This window comes from Formivibrio citricus, assembly GCF_900115065.1.
Lineage (GTDB): Bacteria > Pseudomonadota > Gammaproteobacteria > Burkholderiales > Chitinibacteraceae > Formivibrio > Formivibrio citricus.
This window is the reverse complement of the sequence record NZ_FOVE01000017.1, coordinates 63,394-84,708: the sequence shown is the minus strand read 5'-3', so window position 1 is coordinate 84,708 and position 21,315 is coordinate 63,394. Positions and strand designations below refer to the sequence as shown.

Annotated in this window: 16 protein-coding genes and 3 tRNA genes; 8 read left to right on the top strand and 11 right to left on the bottom strand. The window is 56.5% G+C overall.

The window, feature by feature from the left end; all coding sequences use genetic code 11:
* Window positions 1-699 (top strand): TCP-1/cpn60 chaperonin family protein (locus BMZ36_RS11460; RefSeq protein WP_281242249.1); only part of this gene is annotated, 699 nt, incomplete at its 5' end.
* A gap of 106 nt (window positions 700-805) precedes the next feature.
* Here the strand turns inward: BMZ36_RS11460 and BMZ36_RS11455 are convergent.
* The 4 genes from BMZ36_RS11455 to BMZ36_RS11440 all read right to left on the bottom strand — a co-directional run bounded on the left by BMZ36_RS11455 (window position 806) and on the right by BMZ36_RS11440 (window position 5,452).
* Window positions 806-1,132 carry a hypothetical protein gene (locus tag BMZ36_RS11455; RefSeq protein ID WP_091196452.1) on the bottom strand — a complete coding sequence of 109 codons (327 nt, stop codon included), beginning with the start codon at window positions 1,130-1,132 and terminating at the stop codon, window positions 806-808.
* A 507-nt stretch (window positions 1,133-1,639) separates the two neighbouring features.
* On the bottom strand, window positions 1,640-2,323 hold the full coding sequence (locus BMZ36_RS11450; protein WP_091196449.1) for a fumarylacetoacetate hydrolase family protein: 684 nt from the start codon (window positions 2,321-2,323) through the stop codon (window positions 1,640-1,642).
* An 89-nt stretch (window positions 2,324-2,412) separates the two neighbouring features.
* Window positions 2,413-4,662: a methyl-accepting chemotaxis protein gene (locus BMZ36_RS14385; RefSeq protein ID WP_177187868.1), complete on the bottom strand. Its 2,250-nt coding sequence runs from the start codon at window positions 4,660-4,662 to the stop codon at window positions 2,413-2,415.
* A gap of 82 nt (window positions 4,663-4,744) precedes the next feature.
* Window positions 4,745-5,452 carry a substrate-binding periplasmic protein gene (locus BMZ36_RS11440; RefSeq protein ID WP_177187867.1) on the bottom strand — a complete coding sequence of 236 codons (708 nt, stop codon included), beginning with the start codon at window positions 5,450-5,452 and terminating at the stop codon, window positions 4,745-4,747.
* Window positions 5,453-5,984: 532 nt separating this feature from the next.
* Here BMZ36_RS11440 and BMZ36_RS11435 point away from each other — a divergent pair.
* Window positions 5,985-6,509, top strand: a complete 525-nt coding sequence (locus BMZ36_RS11435) for a SagB/ThcOx family dehydrogenase (RefSeq protein WP_218142716.1) — start codon at window positions 5,985-5,987, stop codon at window positions 6,507-6,509.
* A gap of 230 nt (window positions 6,510-6,739) precedes the next feature.
* On the top strand, window positions 6,740-7,675 hold the full coding sequence (locus BMZ36_RS11430; protein ID WP_218142715.1) for an AEC family transporter: 936 nt from the start codon (window positions 6,740-6,742) through the stop codon (window positions 7,673-7,675).
* 256 nt (window positions 7,676-7,931) lie between these two features.
* On the opposite strand, the gene BMZ36_RS11425 is transcribed toward BMZ36_RS11430, so the two are convergent.
* Window positions 7,932-8,453: a hypothetical protein gene (locus BMZ36_RS11425; RefSeq protein WP_143086043.1), complete on the bottom strand. Its 522-nt coding sequence runs from the start codon at window positions 8,451-8,453 to the stop codon at window positions 7,932-7,934.
* Between BMZ36_RS11425 and BMZ36_RS14880 the strand changes: the two genes are divergently transcribed.
* Window positions 8,383-9,486, top strand: coding sequence for a recombinase family protein (locus BMZ36_RS14880; protein ID WP_373277418.1), 1,104 nt, complete (start codon window positions 8,383-8,385; stop codon window positions 9,484-9,486). The genes BMZ36_RS11425 and BMZ36_RS14880 overlap by 71 nt on opposite strands.
* On the opposite strand, the gene BMZ36_RS11410 is transcribed toward BMZ36_RS14880, so the two are convergent.
* The 5 genes from BMZ36_RS11410 to alr all read right to left on the bottom strand — a co-directional run bounded on the left by BMZ36_RS11410 (window position 9,446) and on the right by alr (window position 12,217).
* Window positions 9,446-9,520: transfer RNA gene (locus tag BMZ36_RS11410), tRNA-Glu, on the bottom strand. The two genes, BMZ36_RS14880 and BMZ36_RS11410, sit on opposite strands and share 41 nt — an antisense overlap.
* 21 nt (window positions 9,521-9,541) lie before the next feature.
* Window positions 9,542-9,618 (bottom strand) — tRNA-Arg (locus BMZ36_RS11405).
* Between the two features lie 23 nt (window positions 9,619-9,641).
* Window positions 9,642-9,735 (bottom strand) — tRNA-Ser (locus tag BMZ36_RS11400).
* 60 nt (window positions 9,736-9,795) lie between these two features.
* A complete protein-coding gene (locus BMZ36_RS11395) occupies window positions 9,796-11,019 on the bottom strand; it encodes an aspartate kinase (protein WP_091196432.1) in 1,224 nt (407 codons plus the stop codon).
* 127 nt (window positions 11,020-11,146) lie between these two features.
* A complete protein-coding gene (gene alr, locus BMZ36_RS11390; RefSeq protein WP_091196427.1) occupies window positions 11,147-12,217 on the bottom strand; it encodes an alanine racemase in 1,071 nt (356 codons plus the stop codon).
* 136 nt (window positions 12,218-12,353) lie between these two features.
* On the opposite strand from alr, the gene lplT reads away from it, so the two are divergent.
* The 3 genes from lplT to BMZ36_RS11375 are packed head-to-tail and all read left to right on the top strand — an operon-like array spanning window position 12,354 to window position 17,972.
* Window positions 12,354-13,664 (top strand): lysophospholipid transporter LplT, encoded by a 1,311-nt coding sequence (gene lplT / locus BMZ36_RS11385; RefSeq protein ID WP_091196423.1) that lies wholly within the window; start codon window positions 12,354-12,356, stop codon window positions 13,662-13,664.
* Window positions 13,657-14,859, top strand: a complete 1,203-nt coding sequence (locus tag BMZ36_RS11380) for an efflux RND transporter periplasmic adaptor subunit (protein ID WP_091196420.1) — start codon at window positions 13,657-13,659, stop codon at window positions 14,857-14,859. Before lplT ends, BMZ36_RS11380 begins: the two co-directional genes overlap by 8 nt.
* A 14-nt stretch (window positions 14,860-14,873) precedes the next feature.
* Window positions 14,874-17,972, top strand: coding sequence for an efflux RND transporter permease subunit (locus BMZ36_RS11375; RefSeq protein ID WP_091196417.1), 3,099 nt, complete (start codon window positions 14,874-14,876; stop codon window positions 17,970-17,972).
* A gap of 71 nt (window positions 17,973-18,043) precedes the next feature.
* Here the strand turns inward: BMZ36_RS11375 and BMZ36_RS11370 are convergent, their stop codons facing one another.
* Window positions 18,044-19,303 carry a D-amino acid dehydrogenase gene (locus BMZ36_RS11370; RefSeq protein WP_091196412.1) on the bottom strand — a complete coding sequence of 420 codons (1,260 nt, stop codon included), beginning with the start codon at window positions 19,301-19,303 and terminating at the stop codon, window positions 18,044-18,046.
* A gap of 153 nt (window positions 19,304-19,456) precedes the next feature.
* Between BMZ36_RS11370 and BMZ36_RS11365 the strand changes: the two genes are divergently transcribed.
* Window positions 19,457-21,301 carry an ATP-binding protein gene (locus BMZ36_RS11365; protein WP_091196407.1) on the top strand — a complete coding sequence of 615 codons (1,845 nt, stop codon included), beginning with the start codon at window positions 19,457-19,459 and terminating at the stop codon, window positions 21,299-21,301.
* The last annotated feature ends 14 nt before the right edge of the window (window positions 21,302-21,315 follow it).

Below are 21,315 nucleotides of genomic sequence, written 5' to 3'. Positions count from 1 at the left end.
CAAGCCAAGCGCATCGAAGTGGCCAAGGAAAACACCACCATCATCGACGGCGCAGGCCAGGAAGACGCCATCAAGACCCGCGTGGCCCTGATCCGCAAGCAGATCGAAGACGCGACCAGCGACTACGACCGCGAAAAGCTGCAAGAGCGCGTAGCCAAGCTGGCTGGCGGTGTGGCCGTGATCAAGGTTGGCGCTGCGACCGAAGTCGAAATGAAGGAAAAGAAGGCCCGCGTTGAAGACGCGCTGCACGCCACCCGCGCTGCAGTGGAAGAAGGCATCGTGGCCGGCGGCGGTGTGGCTCTGCTGCGTGCCCGCTCCGCGATCACCGAACTGAAGGGCATCAACGCCGATCAGGATGCCGGCATCAAGATCGTGCTGAAGGCCATCGAAGCCCCGCTGCGCCAGATCGTGGCAAACTGCGGCGACGAGCCGTCCGTGGTCGTGAACAAGGTGCTGGAAGGCAAGGGCAACTTCGGCTACAACGCTTCGACCTCCGTCTATGGCGACATGGTGGAAATGGGCGTGCTGGACCCGACCAAGGTAACCCGTTCCGCACTGCAGAACGCTGCTTCCGTAGCCGGCCTGATGCTGACCACCGATGCCATGGTGGCCGAACTGCCGAAGGAAGAAAATGCTGCTCCGGATATGGGCGGCATGGGCGGTATGGGCGGTATGGGTGGCATGGGCGGCATGATGTAATTCCGCTTTACCCAAAGCACCTGGCAAAACGCCGTTCCCGCAAGGGACGGCGTTTTGTTTTTCAGTCGACTACTAAAACTTTCGATTATTTCTGCTTCAGCAGTACTCACAAACCAGCTTTTTCTTTCAAGCCCTTGATTGCTGATTTTATGCCTTCTCTGTTTTTCCCAACCCAAAAATCTTCCGAAAAATAATATTTGTACCCGGTAAACGATTCAAGCTGCCACGCCAGAAAATCATTATCACAATGGACGTTATCGAGAGACTCATTTTCATAGTCGATGTGCAATCGCCCAAGCATGACAAAAGTAAGGTCAAGTCCATACTCTTGGTCATCTTCCTCTGCTCCGGTACTAAAATTCAGCCTGATATGTGGCCCGAATTTGTCATTTTTTATTGTTGCTGTTACTTCTTTCAGTTCGATCATTTCCATCGTCACAATCCCTCCGCCCCCTACATGAAGAACCTGATTATTCTCCAAACGCCATTGCCTTCGAGAGATGCAGCAAATTCCATAAAGGAAGGACGCCTAACATGTAGTCAAGTTACGTTTGTTACGTTACTTATTGCGTAGCAATATTTCAAGCAAAACATATAATACATCCATGAAAGTTCACGACGGCAGCGACCAGCGCTTTCGCCACAGACTTATTTAAAATTTAAAAGGAGATCATCATGTTCGGCTTGAATTTCATTGTAGCAGCTTCCTTCGTCCCCCTGACTTCGCTTTTTGTTTTTGCAGTGAAAAAGATGTACAAAGGACAGCCTGAATAACAGGCGCCGCAACGTCACGCAAACAAATTGGAGGAGCGCCTTTAGGCGCTCTTTTCTATTGGCCATCGATGTCAATATTGACAATTAGAGCAATGCGCAAAATCCTTATCTGACCCTGCAAGATATGGCAAGAGCATCACACGCTGCTAAAGTCACAATCGAAATATCAAACCAGCTTGGCATTCAAGAGACCGACTTTGTCTATGCCACATTCAAGCAGATCACCACGGATCACAGTCGAAACCCCTGAAGGTGTCCCCGTAAAAATAAGATCCCCGGCGGAGAGTTTCACCAAGCTTGAAAGATTGGCTATCACCTCAGCCACATTCCACGTCATCTGATCCAGATCCCCGTCCTGTTTGACAATTCCATTTACTGCCAGCCAGATCCTGCCCTTGACAGGATGACCAGTCCGCGTGGCGGGAACAATGGCACTGATAGGGCCACTATGATCAAATCCTTTACTCATCTCCCACGGCCGCCCCTTCGCTTTTGCTTGAGCTTGCAGATCGCGACGCGTTAAATCGATTCCCACCGCATAACCATATACATGATCAAGTGCCGTCTCTACCGGGATATTTGCGCCCCCCATACCGATAGCCACGACCAACTCGACTTCATGTTGCAGGTTTTCAGTCCGCGGAGGATAGGATACGACGCCCCCGTCCGGAACCAGCGCGTCAGTTGGCTTGCTGAAGAATGCGGGCGGCTCTCGCCCATCTCCGCCCAATTCCGCTGCATGCAAGGCATAATTTGCAGCGATGCAATAGACACGACGCACCGGGAAAGTCGCATCTTCGCCAAAGACAGGAAGAGCAACTGGCGAAGCTGGTGGAAAAATGTACTGCATTATTTAGTCTCCTCTAATATTTGTTTGAAATGGACCAAGGGCGTCCGCTAATGGAGGCAAGCCGCACCGGCATTGAAATTTGAAATAAATTACTCGCGCGGCTTGTAACCACACCGCACAAATCCCCACTGCTTGCCACGAATGATGATTGGGCAAGATAGATCGATGATGATTTCACCGGTTGACGGACGTTCAAAGGTCTGCAGCAGGAATGGCCCAGTGTTCTGGCAATGTCTTTGAGTCACACGATCATTCAGGATCAACTTGGTCCGCGCCTTATTTGCAGATATCTGACTTGGCACATACCCTTTTTCGTCGATACATAGCAACGACAAGATGTCAGGACTTGCTGCCATTACCTCTTCTTGAATCGGATTTATTACTCTATCGAAGAAAGAATCAAAGGCTGTTGTATATTTTTGTGGTAAGGTATTTGGTATTTCAACGTAGTTACGAGAAAACAGTTGTTCCATTGACAATGAGCCACTTTCCATTGCCCGCTCTATTGCGTCGATAACCTTGTCTCTGAAATTCATGACAAGTGCCCGCTTTTCGTCGTGGTATGTACCCACACTGAAACGCCCGATAGAAGAGAATATGTTTTCAGCCACTTCGGAGAGCTGCATAAGTGTATTATCGGTTTCCTTCATTTGGCTGCTAACACTATTAGCCATATCGGAAATACAATGAATCCTTCTTGTTATTTCAGCCGTGACCGCGCTTTGCTCTTCTGTTGCCGACGCAATGTGTTCAATCATTTCCTTCGATTCATCTGCCAGGCTCAGGATTTGTGACAGCTCATTGCGGGCCCCTTGTGCTGTATTGACACCGTCAACCACGCGCATATATTCGTTTTGCATTGCCATCAAGGCCTGCTGGCTTTCCTGTTGAATAACCCTGATGATGCCGCTGATCTCGCGTGTCGAGAGCGCCGTTTTAGATGAAAGGCTTTTTACTTCATCGGCAACAACTGCAAAACCTCGCCCATGTTCGCCCGCCCGTGCCGCCTCAATAGCGGCATTTAATGCCAAGAGATTGGTCTGATCCGCAATATCCTTGATCATGTTTGCGATTTCGCCGATCTTGATTGATGAATCAGTCAGGCGACTGACCATACCCTTTGTCACCTCGACACTTTCACGGATCTGCACCATGCATTCGCACGCTTTTTCTACTGCTGCCATGCCTGTGTTGGCGGCCAGATTTACCGTTGCCGCTACTGTGGCTGCGGTGTGCGTGTTATCAGCCACACTGCTTAACGATGAGGTCATCTCCTCTGCCGCCGATGCAACGGCAGCAGCAGCTTCGTTTTGCGTCATCGCAGTCGAAACTGTTGTTCGGGTTGCTTTGCCCATCTCACAAACCTTCACGGCTACGTGACCACCATCCCGATAAAGAAAAGTAACCGTCTCACGTAGCCAGCAGATCAGCATGTTTATTGTGTTTGCCAGCTGGCCAAATTCATCGTTGGCATTTACTTTCAGTTCGCATCTCAAGTCACCGCCCCCCTCGATAATGGCTTGCACACCATTCCGAATGTCGGCCATAGCGCGCGAAATCGAGCGCACCAGAAAAACCAGGAAAATGGCGGCCCCAATGGAGGCGGCTAGCGCACAAATGATCGCTATCTGTGACATTGCCGATGCCTGCTTGTCTGCATCGTTTCGCTGCAAAAAAAGCTGGCTATCCAGAGCCTTGGCTAGAGCCAGTGCTTGTTGCTCCAACTCCCTCTCGGCTGAGGCATGTTTCTGTTGCAAAAGCTTTTTCGCATCATCGACAGCGCCTGAATCGATGAGCCGGACTATTTCCTGATTAAGCAGGGAGTATTCCGTGGTGACCTTCTGTATTCCTGCCGCTTGTTCTTTCAGGCTGTTCCGATTTTTGAGTTGCTCATGAAGCTTTGAAACGTGTGCTGTTAGTACAGTTTCGGATTGCTTTACATGTTCAGGCAGTGATTTGTTCGAGGGGGCAAGTGCCATATCCCGGACGAGTTGTCCATTCCGCGATGATGCGGATTGAATTTTATTGAGCAGCAAAATCGATTCAACTTCGTTAGAAATTGCCAACTCCATCGACATACGATAGCTGTGCAGCCCCCAAAGGCTGATTGCCAAGGCGACGAAAAAAGAGAGCGATGCACCGGAAACAAGCACTGCGATACGGCTTGTGATTTTCAATTTTCTCTCCCTCGATTCGCCAACTTGATCTTGTTCGCCATGGTTGACGGACGCTTGATGTTTTTCCTGGAAGCGGCAACCACAGTTTCGGATTGCGAAAAATTCTTCGTGAAAAAAAACACTACAGCGAGGCAATTGGCGTGTCAACACCGACAGAATCATTTCTTGGTTCGTGCGATTACCAAGCCGATGACCGGCAGCTAGGTCGGGGGGTATGTATCGCGGCGATAGAGCTATGTGGGCACTATCTGCGCTTGGGCGGGATGCGGGCTTGGGGCAACTGGTGTGTAGCAAACATTTTTTCAAGCGTACCATCCCGTTCCATGCTTTCCATGGCTTGGTCAAAATGCCGGGACAGCGACGCATAGTCTTTGTGGCGACTAAAAACCATGTAGCTGACTGTTGTTTCGATGGGAGGGCCGCTTACCTCCACATCGTTCAACCCGTTCAACATTCTGAGATAGTAAAGCCCGACCAGGCGACTACAAATGACGGCATCGACCCGGCCTGCAAGCAGCTTACGGAAAGTCATTGTGTTGTTGCTGGCCGGGTCCAGCTTTTTGAACCTGCCTGCCTGCACGGCGGAATCGAAGCGGTTTCCGTAGGAAGTGGCATGAACTACGCCAATCCGGGCATCGGCCAGTGAGTCAAGACTGCCATTAAAGCGCCACTTCGAATCCTTGCGCACAAAAAACACATAATCTTGATTGATCAGCGCTTTTTTTGGAAACAGCAGGCTACTTTCCCGCTCTGGCGTTTTCTTGATGCTAAAAAAACCATCCGCTTCGCCGTTCAGCACCATGTTCAGTCCACGCGCGAACGGATAAAACTCGAACTTGACCGGTTGGCCAATACGAGAAAAAGCGGTCCTGACGATATCAACCGCAAGCCCTTGGGCACCTTGATCGGTATTGATGATGTAGGGGGGATATTCTTGCGTGGCCAAGATCAATGGCGGCTCCGCTGTCATTCCCGGGGAACAGATAAGCAGTAGAGTCAAAGTCAGAATCAGACGCCGGAATGACATGAGTTCCCCTTCCCTGTGCTTTGCCCGTACTGGCAAAGATTTTCATATCCTGAGGTGTGAGGCGTAACTGGACCAAGTAGTTGGCCCGTTTCCGATAATAGAAACCACCTTGAAAGCGAATTTCAGCCCTGCACTGATGGCCTCTCGCAACAGGTTGAAAACAGGCTCCAAACACCCCAAACATCGGATTGCGAAATATTATTCGCAATAAAAACACTACAATGCGATACTGAACGTGTCAACAACGACATACCAAACACCAGAACGAGCGGGCTATGCGTTTGATGCAGGGCGGGGGGCTGCATTGCTTGCCCTGTAGAAGGTGTGGCCAGCAAAAATTTTGAACTTCTAGCTTTTTGACCAAAAATGCGTTGATAAGGCGGTGATTACCATGGCTCACACATTAGATACTGCAATAACGTTACCGGCTCCGGAAACGGAAGGCGGGAAACCCCTGATGCAAGTGCTGAAGGTCCGCGGCTCTGCACGTGAGTTCAGCTGCGAGCCTCTATCGCGGCAGCTGCTGTCAAACCTGCTATGGGCAGCTACCGGCGTCAATCGCCTCGCTTCCGGAAAACGGACGGCGCCGTCTGCGCGCGACTGGCGCGAAATCGATGTTTATGTGGTGATAGCCGAAGGGGCCTATCTCTATGACGCCCAAACCCATGTTTTGCTTCCCGTCGCGGCAGGAGACCTCCGTCAACTGACCGGTGAGCAGGAATTCGTTTCGACAGTACCCGTGAACTTTGTGTATGTCGCCAACCTTGATCGGATGATTGATGCAGGCGTCGATAGACAGGCTCTCTACAGCGGGACGGATACCGGCTTTATTGCCCAGAATGTCTATCTCTTCTGCGCGTCCTTTGATCTGGCCTGTGTCGTGCGAGGCTCCATAGACCGCAGCGCCATAAGTACAGCCTTACAGCTGAACAAACATCAACGGGTCATTCTTGCACAGTCGGTGGGATATCCTGCAAAGTAAAACCAACAGTAAGCTAATTCTTGCCTGTTTTGACCTTTGGACCTGCAACGCCATTTCGCGCAATGCTCCGCACCTGATGCTAAATGCAGGTGAAGAAACATGTTTCCCCCTCGGCTTATAACCGAGGCTTTGGATCGTCGTCCTTGAGTAAACGCTGGTGACAAATCCCCTTAATCACCAGTTTGGGGCGGCCTAGGCCCGGCCGATACATAATTGCCATCGTTTCTGTCATGTCCAACCTGTTGCAGCAAGTCACTCTTTCCACGCCTTTTTTTATCCTGATCTTCGTGGGATATGCCGCCATGCGATTTTGTCGCTGGCCCAAGAGCATGTCCGAATCGCTTTCGCGTTTCGTCTTCAACATGGCCATACCGGCCATGCTGTTCCATCTCTTGAGCGATTTTTCAAAGCTTCCCGCCGTAGATTCTCGCTTGCTAATTGCCTATTTTGGCGGGTGCTTCATCGTATTTGGCTTGGCACGGTTGGTGGCTTGGAAAGTATTCAAGCTAAGTGGAGCCGCCCAATCGATCTTTGGGTTAGGTGGAATTTTTTCAAACAACGTAATGATAGGCGTCCCAATCGCCAAGCTGATGTTAGGCGATGCCGCCCTGCCCTCAGTGGTACTGGTGCTAGCATTCAACTCCCTAACATTATGGACTTTGGTCACACTCTCCATCGAGTGGTCGATCCATGGCAGCTTTTCCATCAAGGGGCTTGGACAGACAGTTGCGAACATTCTGATTAACCCGATCATCGTCGCCATTGTTCTTGGAACAGCTTTGGGGGTGTCGGGTTTGAAAATGCCATCTGCAGTTGCCGCCACCCTAGGCATGCTTAGCCAGACGGCAGGGCCAATGGCACTGATTACACTTGGATTAGGGCTGGCCGAATACGGAGTAGGCAAGGATCTGCGCCAATCCATAGTCATTGCCCTATTCAAGCTGGTAGCCCATCCATTGGCCGTGCTGGGCATTGCTTGCCTATTGGGATTGCCAAAAATGGAAACTCAAGTTGTGACTCTATTGGCATCGATTTCCACGGCTGTAAATGTTTACCTGATGGCGCGCACATTTCAGACAATGGAAGCACCAATGGCGGGCGGCTTGGTGTTGTCTACAGCTCTCTCAGCCTTGAGCACACCGCTCATTCTGGCTCTTTTGAATTGATAGCCAAGATCCTGTCAGATTTTCTGTCTACCCGAATCGGTTACAAGACCCGTGACCTAACCTCGCAACCGTAGACTCATCCACCTCTACGAGAAGTCGGCTATCCGCTGATTTTTTGTGCAAACACGCTTGGAGCAAAATAGCCAAGGCACAAGTGGAGCCATATGCACATTGAATTTTGTGCCAGGCAGTTGAATCGCCCGCGGTGTGGGCGGCCAAGTGATTTTGATTTTTTACTAGCCTGCCAAGATAGCACTCAGCCTCCGGGCGGGCGTTCAAAACCAGTAAACCCTGGCCTCTCGTCAGGATCAGATTTTTTCAACTTGGACCACGCCTGCATTTTCTGTTCGATGTATTCAGCCAAACCATTGGGTTCGGTCTCAGCCATGTCCGCCTTCGTTGGCTCGCTCGTAACATCAACGGGCGCAAGTGCCATCTCTTGTTCACGCTTCACCACTGCCGTCATGGAGGGCTCAAGGCTTACATTCGACACGACCTGCTGCTCGACACCCTCGACGGCTGGCGTACTACCACTTGGGCAGAGCGCCTCCACCCGTGCGGCTTCAAGCTGCTGCGCCCGATATTCACGCGTCGGCAAGTGTTTGCGCTTCTTATCCGGCGTCTGACACCGCGCCAAGCCAAACTCAAGCGAAACGTTCTCGAAATAATCATCTTGCCAATCCACATAGCCAGCCCTCTCCACCTCTTTGCGCCCAGCCCCACGATGTTGGCGATCCAACCCCATCAACGCCCACATCCGAGCACCAGGGTACTTCATAGGCAAAACACCTTCAGCGCCTCGCGGGATAGTCTGGGCCGCCAGCGGCATTCGGGAGATGCTGCATAACCCCCGTTACACCGGAACAATCATCTATGGCCAGCATCGAAACACTTACAAGAAAGGCCGCGCCAAGCTTCGTGAAGCGCAGGACGAGGCTAACTGGGTGCAGATTCAGCGCCCAGAACTGCGGATTGTGGATGAGCAGTTGTGGTCGGCTGTACAAACACGTTTGGCAGCAGAGGCCGAGGCTTATTCCAGTCAGTCGGCGGGGTTGATCGACAGGCAGCGTCACTCGCAGTATTTACTGTCAGGGCTGATGGTATGCGGCGTGTGTGAGCACCGCATGGTGGCCATTCGCAATAGTTATGGCGGGGGAAGTACGCGTTGTTCGATCGTGTCTTATATGTGTGGGGGCTACAAGAAATCCGGGCAGACCCGATGCAGCAACTCGGTTCGCAAGCCTGCCGAGATGTTCGAAACGGAAATCCTGCGGATTCTGAAAACGGAATTCCTGTCACCTTTTGCTATTGAGGCGTTGACGCGGGAAATCGGGGAGCTTTTACAGCAGGAAAGCGCGCCGCAGCAACAAGTGCGCGACAATTTGCGTGAAGAGCTCAAAAAAATCGATCGCGAAATGGAGAATCTGTGGGCGTTGGCTGCGGAAGGTGCGCCGGCGGGTTTGGCTTCTCGAATCAAGTCGCGCGAAGAGCGTAAAGAAACCTTGGAACAACAACTGGCTGAACTGGAAAATCAAACGCAAATCGACCCCAAGCAGATTGAGCACTTGAAAATCAGCATCAAGGCTTCGCTGGAAGATCTGGGCAACGTTCTGAAAGAAGGGGGAGATCAGGCAAGAAAGGTGCTGCGGGAGTTTTTGGGTGACCAGCCAATTCGCTGTGAACCCATGGTGGAGGGGCGCAAAAAAAGCTATCGCCTATCCATTCCATTTTCGTTTCGGACTGTTGCTCTTGAGCCAACCATCCAAATGTTGGCGTCCCCACGGGGAATCGAACCCCGGCCGCCGCCGTGAAAGGGCAGTGTTCTAACCGCTAAACTATAGGGACATCGAACAACATTGCAGAAACTGGCGCGCCCGAAGAGATTCGAACTCCTGACCCTCTGGTTCGTAGCCAGATACTCTATCCAACTGAGCTACGGGCGCGCTGGCACTGCTTTTTAAACTCCTGGCGGAGACGGAGGGATTCGAACCCTCGATAGAGGTTTTGGCCCCTATGCTCCCTTAGCAGGGGAGTGATTTCAGCCACTCATCCACGTCTCCGCGAGGGAAGCGGCATAATACGCGGAGCACCCTGCCCAGTCAAGCCAGCCGGCCAACAAATTAGGCCATTTCCAAACCAAACGCTTTATGCAGCACGCGCACTGCAAGTTCCAGGTATTTTTCTTCGACCACAACAGAAATCTTGATTTCGGAGGTCGAGATCATCTGGATGTTGATACCTTCCTCGGCCAGCGTGCGGAACATGGTCGCCGCCACGCCGACGTGCGAGCGCATGCCAACACCGACGATGGAGACCTTGCAGATCTTGTCGTCGCCCGTGATCGAACGCGCACCGACATGCGCCTGGACATCTTCCAGCACCTTGATGGCGCGCGCCATGTCGTTCTTGGGCACAGTGAACGAGAAGTCGGTCGAGCCATCCTGGCCGACATTCTGGATGATCATGTCGACATCGACATTGGCGTCGGCAACCGGGCCAAGAATCTGGTAGGCGATGCCGGGCTTGTCGGGAACGCCCATGACATTGATGCGAGCTTCGTCACGATTGAAGGCGATGCCGGAGATGACGGGCTTTTCCATGTTGCTTTCTTCCTCGAAAGTGATGAGGGTGCCCTCGCCTTCTTCCTGGAAGCTGGAGAGCACGCGCAATTTGACGTTGTATTTGCCGGCGAATTCGACCGAACGGATCTGAAGCACCTTGGAGCCGAGGCTGGCCATTTCCAGCATTTCCTCGAAGGTGATGGTCTTGAGTTTCCGGGCTTCCGGAACGACGCGCGGGTCAGTCGTATAGACGCCGTCCACGTCGGTATAGATCTGGCATTCGTCGGCCTTGAGCGCTGCAGCGAGCGCCACACCGGTGGTATCCGAGCCGCCGCGACCCAGCGTGGTGATGTTGCCATCGCCGTCCACGCCCTGAAAGCCGGCCACGATCACAACCCGGCCTGCGGCCAGGTCGGCGCGCATGTTGGCGTCGTCGATCTCCTGGATGCGGGCTTTGGTGAAGGCGCTGTCGGTCAGGATCCTGACCTGGCTGCCCGTGTAGCTCACGGCATCGAGACCGATGTCCTTGAGCGCCATGGCCAGGAGGCCGATAGTGACCTGCTCCCCGGTGGAGATGATCACATCGAGTTCGCGCGGATCCGGGTTCGCCTGGATTTCTTTGGCGAGCGCGATCAGGCGGTTGGTTTCGCCGGACATCGCGGAAACCACGACCACAATGTCGTGCCCCTGCGCCTTGAACTTGGCAACGCGGCGGGCAACGTTCTTGATCCGCTCGGGCGTTCCCATCGAGGTACCGCCGTATTTCTGGACAATCAAAGCCATGATTCAACCTGCGGGTTCAAAAGTGAATAGGAATACAGGAAAACGCGTATTGTACCCGAAGACGGGTCTTTTTTTCGAGCCGGGAAGCGGCTCGTTTCTGCCCCGATCAATAGGGCTTATGCACAGATCAATCCACCACAACCGGCACGCGCGACGCAACGGCACACATCAGCTCGTAGCTGATCGTTCCGGCGGCAGCAGCCACCTCGTCGATGGGAAGCTGCGAACCCCAAAGCTCGACAGGGCTACCCACCGCAGCAGTCGGAATGTTGGTCAGATCGACGGCAAGCATGTCCATCGAAACGCGCCCCAGAAGCCGCGTGCGCTGGCCGCACACCACCACCGGCGTACCGGTCGGGGCATGTCGCGGGTAACCATCGGCGTAGCCGCAGGCCACCGTGCCGATGCGCATCGGCCTGTCGGAGCAAAAAGTCATGCCGTACCCCACGCTGGCACCAACGGCGAGTTGTTGCTCGCCGATGATGCGCGAACTCAGTGTCATTGCGGGCTGCAAGCCCAACTCGCTGGCGGAACGGTCTGCAAACGGCGAGGAGCCATACAACATGATGCCGGGGCGCACCCAGTCGCCATGCGTGGCCGGGTAATCGATGATGGCGGCGGAATTGGCCAGACAGACCGGCAACTCCAACCCTGTCACCGCATCGCAAAAACGGCGGTATTGCCAGTCGATGCCCTTGTCCGGCTCGTCGGCGGTGGCAAAATGCGCCATCAGCACCACACCGGCCACATTCGGGCAAGCCTGCAATCTCTGCGCCCATTCCCGCGCCTCTTCGACGACGAAACCGAGGCGATTCATGCCGGTGTTGAGCTTGAGGCAAACGGTCAGCGGCCGGGATAGCGCCGCCTGTTCCAGCCATTGAACCTGTTCCGGGCTGTGCACGGCGACATGCAAGCCGAAATCGGCGCTAACCGGCAGTTCGTCGGGCGAAAACACCCCTTCCAGCAGCAGGATAGGCTGCGCGAAACCCTCTTCCCGCAGACGCACCGCCTGTTCGATCTCCAGCAGCGCAAAACCGTCGGCAGACGCCAGCGCCCGGGCCACCGGCAACAAACCGTGCCCGTAGCCGTTGGCCTTGATGACGGCAAAAGCCAGGCTGTGCGGCGCACAGATTTTGGCCAGACGGTAGTTGTGCGACAAGGCAGCAGAATGAATGGTGGCAAGAATGGGGCGCGTCATGTTCGGGGGCTGCGCGAGGGGAACGAGCCTGGATTATACATTGCAGCGCACCATGCGCCATGCTGCACCGCACATGCATCCGTAAGGCATTTAGTGGTATAAAACACGCTCAGTTCAAGCAACAGGGCTCTACTGTATGAATCTTGGCTTTTTCATCATCCTCGGCTCGCAATTCCTTTCCGCGCTGGCCGACAACGCACTTTTCATTGCCGCCCTCGCCCTGTTAAAGGTCAATCACGCGCCCGAATGGCATCTCTCCATGCTGCTCTGGTGCTTCACGGTCTCCTACGTCGTTCTTGCCCCGTTTGCCGGCACCTTTGCCGATTCCATGCACAAGGGTCAGGCAATGATGATCTGCAACGGCATCAAGCTTGCCGGCTGTCTTGGCATGCTGATCGGCGCACCGCCCATCGTCGCCTATGCATTGGTCGGCTTCGGCGCCGCAGCCTATTCGCCCGCCAAGTACGGCATCATCACGGAATACCTGCCGCACGAGAAACTGGTTGCAGCCAACGGCTGGCTCGAAGGCGCCACGGTCGGTGCCATCATCTTCGGCACGCTATTGGGCGGTTTCCTGTCCGGGCAGTGGGTGGAAGGTCTGCTGCAAGCGCACAGCATCGGCAACCACACACTCCGGCATTACTTCTCTGCACCGGAATTCGCTATCGGCATTATCGTCATCGTTTACCTGCTCGCCGCCTGGCTCAACCTCTACATTCCCAAGCTCAACGTCCGACTGAAGGCGCTGCACCTGAGCCCGCATCATTTGATCAAGGAATTCTGGTGGTGCGTCAAGCGCCTGTGGCGCGATCCGCAGGGCGGCCTCTCTCTGGCCGTGACCACGCTGTTCTGGGGGGCCGGCGCCACGATGCGTCTGGTCGTCATCAACTGGGCGATCATCTGGCTCGCCTATTCCATGGAACAGGCCACTCGTCTTGTCGCCATCGTGGCCTTCGGCGTGGCATTCGGCGCGGTCGTTGCCGGCAAGTGGATTCCGCTCAAGAAAGCCTTTTCGGTTCTCCCCGCCGGCATTGCCATGGGCTTTGTCATCATCACCATGCTGTTCGTACGCGAACTCTGGCTGGCCGCATCGCTGATGTTCTTCGTCGGCTGGCTGTCCGGTTTCTTCGTGGTGCCGCTCAACGCCATGCTGCAACATCGCGGCTGCATGCTCATGGGGGCCGGCCACTCGATCGCGGTCCAGAATTTCAACGAAAACCTCGGCATTCTGCTGATGGTGGGTGCACACGCAATGCTGGTGAAATATCTCAGCACCCCGGTCGACCCGCTGACCATGCCGCAGGTCGTCATCGACAAATTCACCGCCAGCGGCTTGCCGCCGATGCACACCATCATCATCGGGTTCGGCCTGTTCGTTGCACTATCCATGGTCTACATCACCCGTCTCTACAAGGACGGCGTACGCAAGGGAATCATGCATGATTGATCGGCGCCTTGTTTCATCCCTGTTGGTTTGCCTGCCGCTTGTAGCTTGCGGCCCCGCCAAGGAAAAAACGGCAGAAGGCAAACCGGCCAGCGCGCCGGCAGGAAAGGCCGGTGCAAACAGGGCCAAGCCTGTATTGACCACGCTAACGACCGTTGAATCGGTTCCGCTTGTCCTGGAGGCGCAGGGCAACGTCATTCCGCTGGATCAGGTCGACCTGCGCCCGCAAAAAACCGGCACCATCGCCAGAATCCATTTCAAGGAAGGCGACGAGGTCAAGAAAGGACAACTGCTGTTCTCGCTCGATTCGCGCGACGACGAAAGCAACGTCAGAAAAGCCGAAGCCCGCGTCGTCGGCAGCCGTGCCGCACTGGAAATTGCCAAGCGCGATTACACCCGCTCCGTGGATCTGGCCAAGCGCAACTTCATTTCACCCGCGGGGCTTGATGCAACCAAGTCCAAGCTGGACGCGGCCGAATCCACGCTCGCCCAGGACATCGCCGCACTGGAATCCGCCAGGGTGCAACTCAGTTACGACCGCATCGTCGCGCCGTTCGACGGCCGCGCCGGGCGTATCGACGTACGTACCGGTAGCCTCGTGCTCGCCAACAGCACCATCACCATGGTCAACATCACGCGCCTTGATCCAATCGGCGTCAGCTTCACGCTGCCGGAACGCGACCTCCCCGCGCTGCGCACCGCGATGAAGGAAGGTCCGGTCAGCGTCCAGCTGGCACTCCCGGACGGGCAAAAGGTGGCCGGCAAGGTCATCTTCGTCGAAAACAGCGTGGAACGAACGTCCGGCACCATCGGTGTCAAAGCAGAGCTTCCCAACACCAAGCGCCTGCTTTGGGCGGGGCAATTTGCGCCGGTTCGCGTACACGCCGGAAAAATCAAGGACGCCGTCACCCTGCCCGGCCAGGCCATTGAAAACGGCCCGAACGGGCGCTTCGTCTATGTCGTCAACGAAGACATGACGGTTGCCGCCAAGCCGGTCGAGCTGGTCCGGATGCACGAATCACGCGCCATCGTCAAAGGCATTGAGGGCGGCGTGAAAGTGGTCATGGAAGGCGGCCAGGATCTGCGCCCCGGCAACAAGATCACCGAAGCCGCCTCCGGAACGGCAGCAAGCGGCAAGAAGAAAAACGCCTCCAGCCCCAACAACGGGCCTGAAAAAGCCAGCGCGCCCGGCGCCTGAGCAGGAAATCCGCCATGAACCTTCCCGAACACTGCATACGCCGGCCGGTGGCGACCACGCTGCTGTGGCTGGCAGTCATCGTGGCGGGCGTCGCCGCCTGGTTCCGCCTGCCGATTTCCGCCCTGCCCTCGTTCAACCTGCCCAAGATCAGCGTGAGCGCCACGCTCGACGGCGCCAGCCCGGAAACCATGGCCTCGTCGGTCGCCAACATCCTGGAAAAACAATTTTCCACGATCCCCGGCTTGGCGATGATGACATCGACCAGCACGCTCGGCAGCACCTCGATCACGCTCGAATTCGACACCAAGCGCGACATCGAGGCCGCCGCCGTGGACGTTCAGGCTGCCCTGTTCCGCGCGAGCCGGCGCCTGCCCAAGGACATGACTGTCCCGCCGAGCTACCGCAAGGTCAACCCTGCCGACGACGCCATCCTGATCGTGGGGGTCAACTCACCCTCAATGCCGCTGTCCGAGCTCAACGAATATGCCGACAGCCTGATCTCGCCGATGCTCTCGACCGTCAACGGCGTGGCACAGGTTGAAGCGTTGGGGCAAAAACGTTTCGCGGTACGGGTGCTGATCGACCCTGAGCGCCTTGCCACCCGTGAAATGACCGTCACCGATGTCGCCAACGCGCTCAAGAATGCCAACGCCAACACGCCGGTCGGATCGATCCAGGGCAAGCGGCAGGTACTGATCATCGGCGCCAACGAGCAACTGAAAAACGCCAAGGATTTCGCGCCGCTCATCATTGCGATCAAGAACGGTCAGCCGGTGCGCCTGGCCGATGTGGCCGACATTCAGGACAGCGTGGAAAACAACAAAGTCCTGAGCTGGGTCAACGGCGAAACCTCCATCGTCTTGCGGGTATTCCGCCAGTCCGATGCCAATACCGTGGCCGTGGTCGATGCGATCAAGGAAGCCCTGCCCCGCATCCAGGCGCAGATGCCCGCGTCGGTCGAGGTCAAACTGCTCAACGACCGCTCGCTCTCGGTGCGCGAATCGATCCACGACGTGAACCTGACCATGCTGCTGACGGTGGCACTGGTGATTCTGGTGATCCTGCTGTTCCTGCGCCAGCTCTCGGCCACGCTGATTCCCTCGGTGTCGTTGCCGGTTTCGCTGCTCGGCACCTTCGCCCTGATGCTCTGGTTCGGCTACAGCCTGAACAACATTTCCCTGATGGGGCTGACCGTCGCGGTGGGGCTGGTGGTCGACGATGCGGTGGTGGTACTGGAAAACATCGTCCGGCACATCGAAGACGGCATCCAGCCCTTCCACGCGGCGATCCGCGGCGCGCGCGAGATGGCGTTCACGGTGGTTTCCATTTCGGTTTCGCTGGTCGCCGTGTTTATCCCCATCTTTTTCATGCCGGGAGAAATCGGCCTGCTGTTCCACGAGTTCGCCGCGGTGGTCACATTGGCGATTGCCGTTTCGGCTGTCGCCGCACTCACCATCATCCCGATGCTGTCAGCCCGTTTCATCCGTCACCATCACGATGAACAACCCAAAGCCTGGGGCCTGGTCTTCGAGCGCATGTTCAACCTCATGCTCGCTACCTACAAGCATTCGCTGGCCTGGTCGCTGCATCACAAGTGGGTACTCTGGCTGACCACCTTGCTGACTTTCATCCTGACCGCCGTTCTGTACATCACCATGCCCAAGGGCTTCTTTCCGGATGAAGACATCGGGCAGCTCCGCGGACGCACCGTTGCCGAACAGGATATTTCATCGCCGGCCATGCGCGCCATGCAAAAGGAAGCCATCGCCCGTGTCATGGCTAACCCGAATGTCGCCGCCGTCGTTTCGTCCGCCGGGACCAATAACCGTGGCAACATGTTCATCACGCTCAAGCCGCGCGGCGAACGTGCCCCGATGCCGGAAACCGTCGCCAGCCTGCGCAAGAGCACGGCCAACATGCCCGGCTTCAGGGTCACTTACACCCCGGTGCAGAACTTGGTTATTTCCGGACGCGGAACGATTTCCCGGTACCAGTACACACTGCAATCGGTCAACATGGAAGACCTGAACCTCTGGGCCGACCGGCTGATGCAGAAAATGCAGGAATCCAGTTCGGTCTTCATCGACCTGAATACCGACTCCGAGCGCAACGGTCTGCAAGCCAAGCTGGTCATCGACCGCGACAAGGCAGAAGGTCTGGGCATCGACATGCAATCGCTGCGCGATGCGCTCAATAACGCCTACGGAGAACCGCAAGCCGGCACCATCTACCTGTCGCAGGACAACTTCCCGGTCATCGTTTCGCTCAATGATGACAACCGCGAGAACGAAAACAGCATCGGCCGCCTGCAGGTGCGCAGCAAGACCGGGCAACTGATCCCGATCGGTTCCTTTGCCCGCGTCGAACGCACGCTGGTCAACAACATGATCAACCACCAGGGACAACTCCCGTCGATCACCCTGAGCTTCAATCTGGCGCCGGGCGCCTCGCTGTCAGACGCCGCAACGGAAATGGCCAAGATCAAGGAATCGTTGAACCTCCCGCCTCACGTGTTTGGCGATTTCGCCGGCGATGCGGCATCGTTCATGAAATCGCAGAGCACCCAGCTCTGGCTGGTGCTGATCGCAATCGCGGTGATCTATGTGATTCTGGGGGTACTGTACGAGAGCTGGATTCACCCCGTCACCATCCTGGCCGGCATCCCTTCCGCCGCGGTTGGTGCGCTGATCGCGCTCAAGCTGCTCGGACTGCAGATCACCTTCATCGCCATGGTCGGCATCCTGCTCCTGATCGGCATCGTCAAGAAGAACGCGATCATGATGATCGACTTCGCGCTGGAAGCCGAACGCAAGGAAGGCAAGGCACCGCACGATGCGATTCTGGAAGCCTGTGCGCTGCGTTTCCGCCCGATCATGATGACCACCTTTGCCGCCATCATGGGCGCCCTGCCGCTAGCGCTCGGTCTGGGAGCCGGCGCGGAACTGCGCCAGCCAATGGGCGTGGCAATCGTCGGGGGCCTGATCATTTCGCAGATGGTGACGCTCTACATCACCCCGTCGCTGTACCTGGGCTTCGACGGGCTGCAGCGCCGCTGGCGCAAGTGGCGGGGCACGCCGCCCGACCCGATGCACGGACATGGCAAGACCGCCTGATGCACGTCAAACAAAGAACCCCGCATTTAGCGGGGTTCTTTGTTTGTATCTCTGTGGAGAGAAATTCAGGTTCAAAGGAACGGAAAATCAACCTCTGGTCGGCGTCCGTCGATCAATTCGGCAACAGCCTTGCCCGAGCCGCAGGCTTCGGTCCAGCCCAGCGTGCCGTGACCGGTGTTGAGCCAGAGGTTCTCGAACCGCCCCGCGCGCCCGATGAAGGGCAGGTTGCTCGGCGTCGAGGGACGCAGCCCGGTCCAGAACTCAGCGGCATCGAAATCCCCCGCCAGCGGAAAGATTTCGCGCGTGCGCTCGATCAGCGCCCGGCAGCGCACGGGGTTGAGCTCCAGGTTGTAGCCGTTCATTTCCGCCGTGCCGGCCACGCGCAGCCGGTTCCCCAACCGGGAAAAGACGATCTTGCTGCCATCGTCGGTCATCGCCACGCTCGGCGCGGTATCGCCCTCCCGGACCGGGATCGTCGCGGAATAGCCCTTCGCCGGATACACATCCAGCGTAATGCCCAAGGGGCGCAACAGCAGCGGGCTGTAGCTGCCCATCGAAACCAGTACCGCGTCGGCGCTCAAAACCTGGCGTTCGCGTTCCGGAGCAAGCGGTTCGACCACTACGCCACCGATTCTGTCCCCCTCCCGGGCCAGCCCGAGAATGTCGGTGTCGTAAAGAAAGCGCACACCAGCCTCGCGACATTTCTCCGCCAGCGCTTGGGTAAACTTCATCGCGTCGCCGGATTCGTCGCTGCCCGTATAGGTGCCGCCCACGATCGGGCGACGGGAATGCGCCAGCGCCGGCTCGATCTGCATGCACTCGGCCGGATTCCTGATTTCGCGATCCAGCCCGACTTCACGCATCAGCGCAGCAGCGCGAACCGCAGCGGCGAACTCGGCCTCATCGGTGTAGTAATGCAGGATGCCGCGCGTCAAGGCGTCATACTGGATGCCGGTTTCAGCCCGCAACGCCTGCAAGGCATCCCGGCTGTAGAGCCCAAGCCGCACCAGATCCTGCAGATTCTTTCTGGCTCGCTCCGGCGTGCACTCCAGCAGGAAGCGCAAGCCCCAGCGCCACTGCGCCCAATCGGCCTTGAGGCGAAACAGGAGCGGCGCATCTTCCTCACCCAGCCATTGCAGGATTTTCCACGGCGCTTTCGGCCCTGCCCAAGGCTCGGCATGGCAAACGGATATCTGGCCGCCGTTGGCGAAACTGGTTTCCATTCCGGCGGTGGGCTGGCGCTCCACTACCGTTACATCATGACCGGCGCGCGCCAGATACCAGGCCGAGCTGACTCCCACCACGCCCGCGCCCAAAACAACGATACGCATGCAAAAACCCCTCAAAACAACCGGCGCATTATGCCGGATCGAACCTTTCAACGCTTCAGACAGAAACTGCTTGCTGAACGAGATCAAGCTGCGCTGTTGTAGCCACCATCAACTGCGCCTAAACTACGACCATCCCCATTTGCGCAGATCCCCATGAAATTATCGTTGAGGTCCGCTGCCGTCCTGGCCATTCTCTTCGGGCTCCTGCTACCCGCCTGCCTGGGCGGCTACCTGAGCATCAAGCGCGAATCCCAAAGGATCGAGGCGGACTTGGCCAACGACCAGCGACGCGCGGCCGACATCCTGGCGCTCGGCATGCAGGAACCCTTGTGGAACCTCTCGCCCGACGCGGGGAAGCCGCTGCTCGATTCATTGATGAGCGACCGGCGCATCGTGCGCGTCATCGTCACGGATGCCTCCCTGGGCACTTTCCTCTCGCTCAACCGCCCCGAACGCCGTCAGGGGCACCTGCATACGGTTTCCCGCCAGGTCAACAAGCAGGGCAACGTAATCGGCACGGTCACGGTGGAAATGGACGATGGACAGAATACCGCCTATATCCAGAGCCTATACCGGCAATATTTCACGACGGTCGCCAGCCAGACGGCCATCAGCCTGCTGCTGACACTTCTGCTTCTTTATTCGCGCGTGCTGCGCCCCCTCGAAATGCTGCTTGACCAGTCGGGAAGGCTTTCGCGCAACGAGCTCGACACCCCCTTCTCGTGGCCGCGGGACGATGAACTCGGGACGCTCGGACAGAACCTGGAAAAAACGCGCAACGCCATCAAGGAATACCAGGGCATGCTGGAGCAGAAGAGCCTGCAACTGGAAACCGATCTGCTCAGCCGCAGGCAAGTCGAAGCAGCGCTGCGCGCCGGCCAGGAGCGCTATCGCTGCCTTGTCGAAGACACCCCTTTCATTCCCTGGGAGGCCGCCCCCAGCGAGTGGCGATTCACCTACGTCGGCCCGCAATCCGAAGCCTTGCTGGGCTACCCTCCCTCGGTCTGGTACAGCGACAATTTCCTGCCCAGCTACCTGCATCCGGACGACCGCCATCTCGCCTACCAGCTCTTCAGCAACATCCAGTGCAGCCAGACCCAGTTCGAATGCCGCCTGCTGGCCAGAGACGGCCGTGAAGTATGGGTTTTGCTCTCATCCCGCGCACAAATCAGCGAGCACGAACAGTCGAGACTGCACGGGTTCATGATCGACATCACTGAACGCAAGCAGCACGAACTGGAACTGGAAAAATACCGCGCCCGCCTGGAAGAAGTCGTAGACAGCCGAACGCGCGATCTTGCCGTTGCCAATCACGAACTGGAATCCTTCTCCTATTCGGTTTCACACGATCTGCGCACGCCGTTGCGTGCGATCGAAGGCTACAGCCAGGTTCTGCAGGACGATTACAGCAACCAGCTCGACTCGAACGGCCGTCATTACCTGCAACGCATACGCAGCGCCACCAGCAGCATGCTGGAGCTGATCGACGACATTCTCAACCTCTACAAACTGTCGCGTGCCGAACTGCGCCGCCAGTCCGTCAACCTATCGACCATGGCGCAGGACTTGGCCGAAGAACTCAATGCATTGCAACAGGAACGTCAGGTCGAAGTGGAAATCGCTCCAGACCTGTATGCCAATGCCGATCCCAAGCAGATACGCATCGTGCTGTACAACCTGCTCGACAACGCCTGGAAATTCACGCTGTATGCCCAACCATCCAAGGTACGTTTCGGCTCCACCGAGGTCAATGGCCAACTGGTGTACTTTGTCTCCGACAATGGCATCGGCTTTGACATGAAGGACAGCAACAAGCTGTTCAGCCCCTTCCAGCGACTGCACTCTGCAGCCGAGTTCCAGGACAGCGGCAATGGCATCGGGCTGGCGATTGTCCAGCGCATCATCAACCGCCACGACGGACACGTCTGGGCCAAATCGGCACTCAACGAAGGCGCCACCTTCTACTTCACCCTGCCCGTCCCGAAAAAAACTGATTAAGCCCTTTTCTTTTG

Bases quoted from the DNA above. Each gene is read 5' to 3' on its own strand.
- BMZ36_RS11395 (WP_091196432.1), bottom strand. From the start codon at position 11,019: ATGGCTTTGATTGTCCAGAAATACGGCGGTACCTCGATGGGAACGCCC.
- BMZ36_RS11430 (WP_218142715.1), top strand. From the start codon at position 6,740: ATGTCCAACCTGTTGCAGCAAGTCACTCTTTCCACGCCTTTTTTTATC.
- lplT (WP_091196423.1), top strand. From the start codon at position 12,354: ATGAATCTTGGCTTTTTCATCATCCTCGGCTCGCAATTCCTTTCCGCG.
- BMZ36_RS14385 (WP_177187868.1), bottom strand. From the start codon at position 4,662: ATGATTCTGTCGGTGTTGACACGCCAATTGCCTCGCTGTAGTGTTTTT.
- BMZ36_RS11370 (WP_091196412.1), bottom strand. From the start codon at position 19,303: ATGCGTATCGTTGTTTTGGGCGCGGGCGTGGTGGGAGTCAGCTCGGCC.
- BMZ36_RS11455 (WP_091196452.1), bottom strand. From the start codon at position 1,132: ATGGAAATGATCGAACTGAAAGAAGTAACAGCAACAATAAAAAATGAC.
- BMZ36_RS11425 (WP_143086043.1), bottom strand. From the start codon at position 8,453: ATGAAGTACCCTGGTGCTCGGATGTGGGCGTTGATGGGGTTGGATCGC.
- alr (WP_091196427.1), bottom strand. From the start codon at position 12,217: ATGACGCGCCCCATTCTTGCCACCATTCATTCTGCTGCCTTGTCGCAC.
- BMZ36_RS11450 (WP_091196449.1), bottom strand. From the start codon at position 2,323: ATGCAGTACATTTTTCCACCAGCTTCGCCAGTTGCTCTTCCTGTCTTT.
- BMZ36_RS11365 (WP_091196407.1), top strand. From the start codon at position 19,457: ATGAAATTATCGTTGAGGTCCGCTGCCGTCCTGGCCATTCTCTTCGGG.
- BMZ36_RS11380 (WP_091196420.1), top strand. From the start codon at position 13,657: ATGATTGATCGGCGCCTTGTTTCATCCCTGTTGGTTTGCCTGCCGCTT.
- BMZ36_RS11435 (WP_218142716.1), top strand. From the start codon at position 5,985: ATGCAAGTGCTGAAGGTCCGCGGCTCTGCACGTGAGTTCAGCTGCGAG.
- BMZ36_RS11375 (WP_091196417.1), top strand. From the start codon at position 14,874: ATGAACCTTCCCGAACACTGCATACGCCGGCCGGTGGCGACCACGCTG.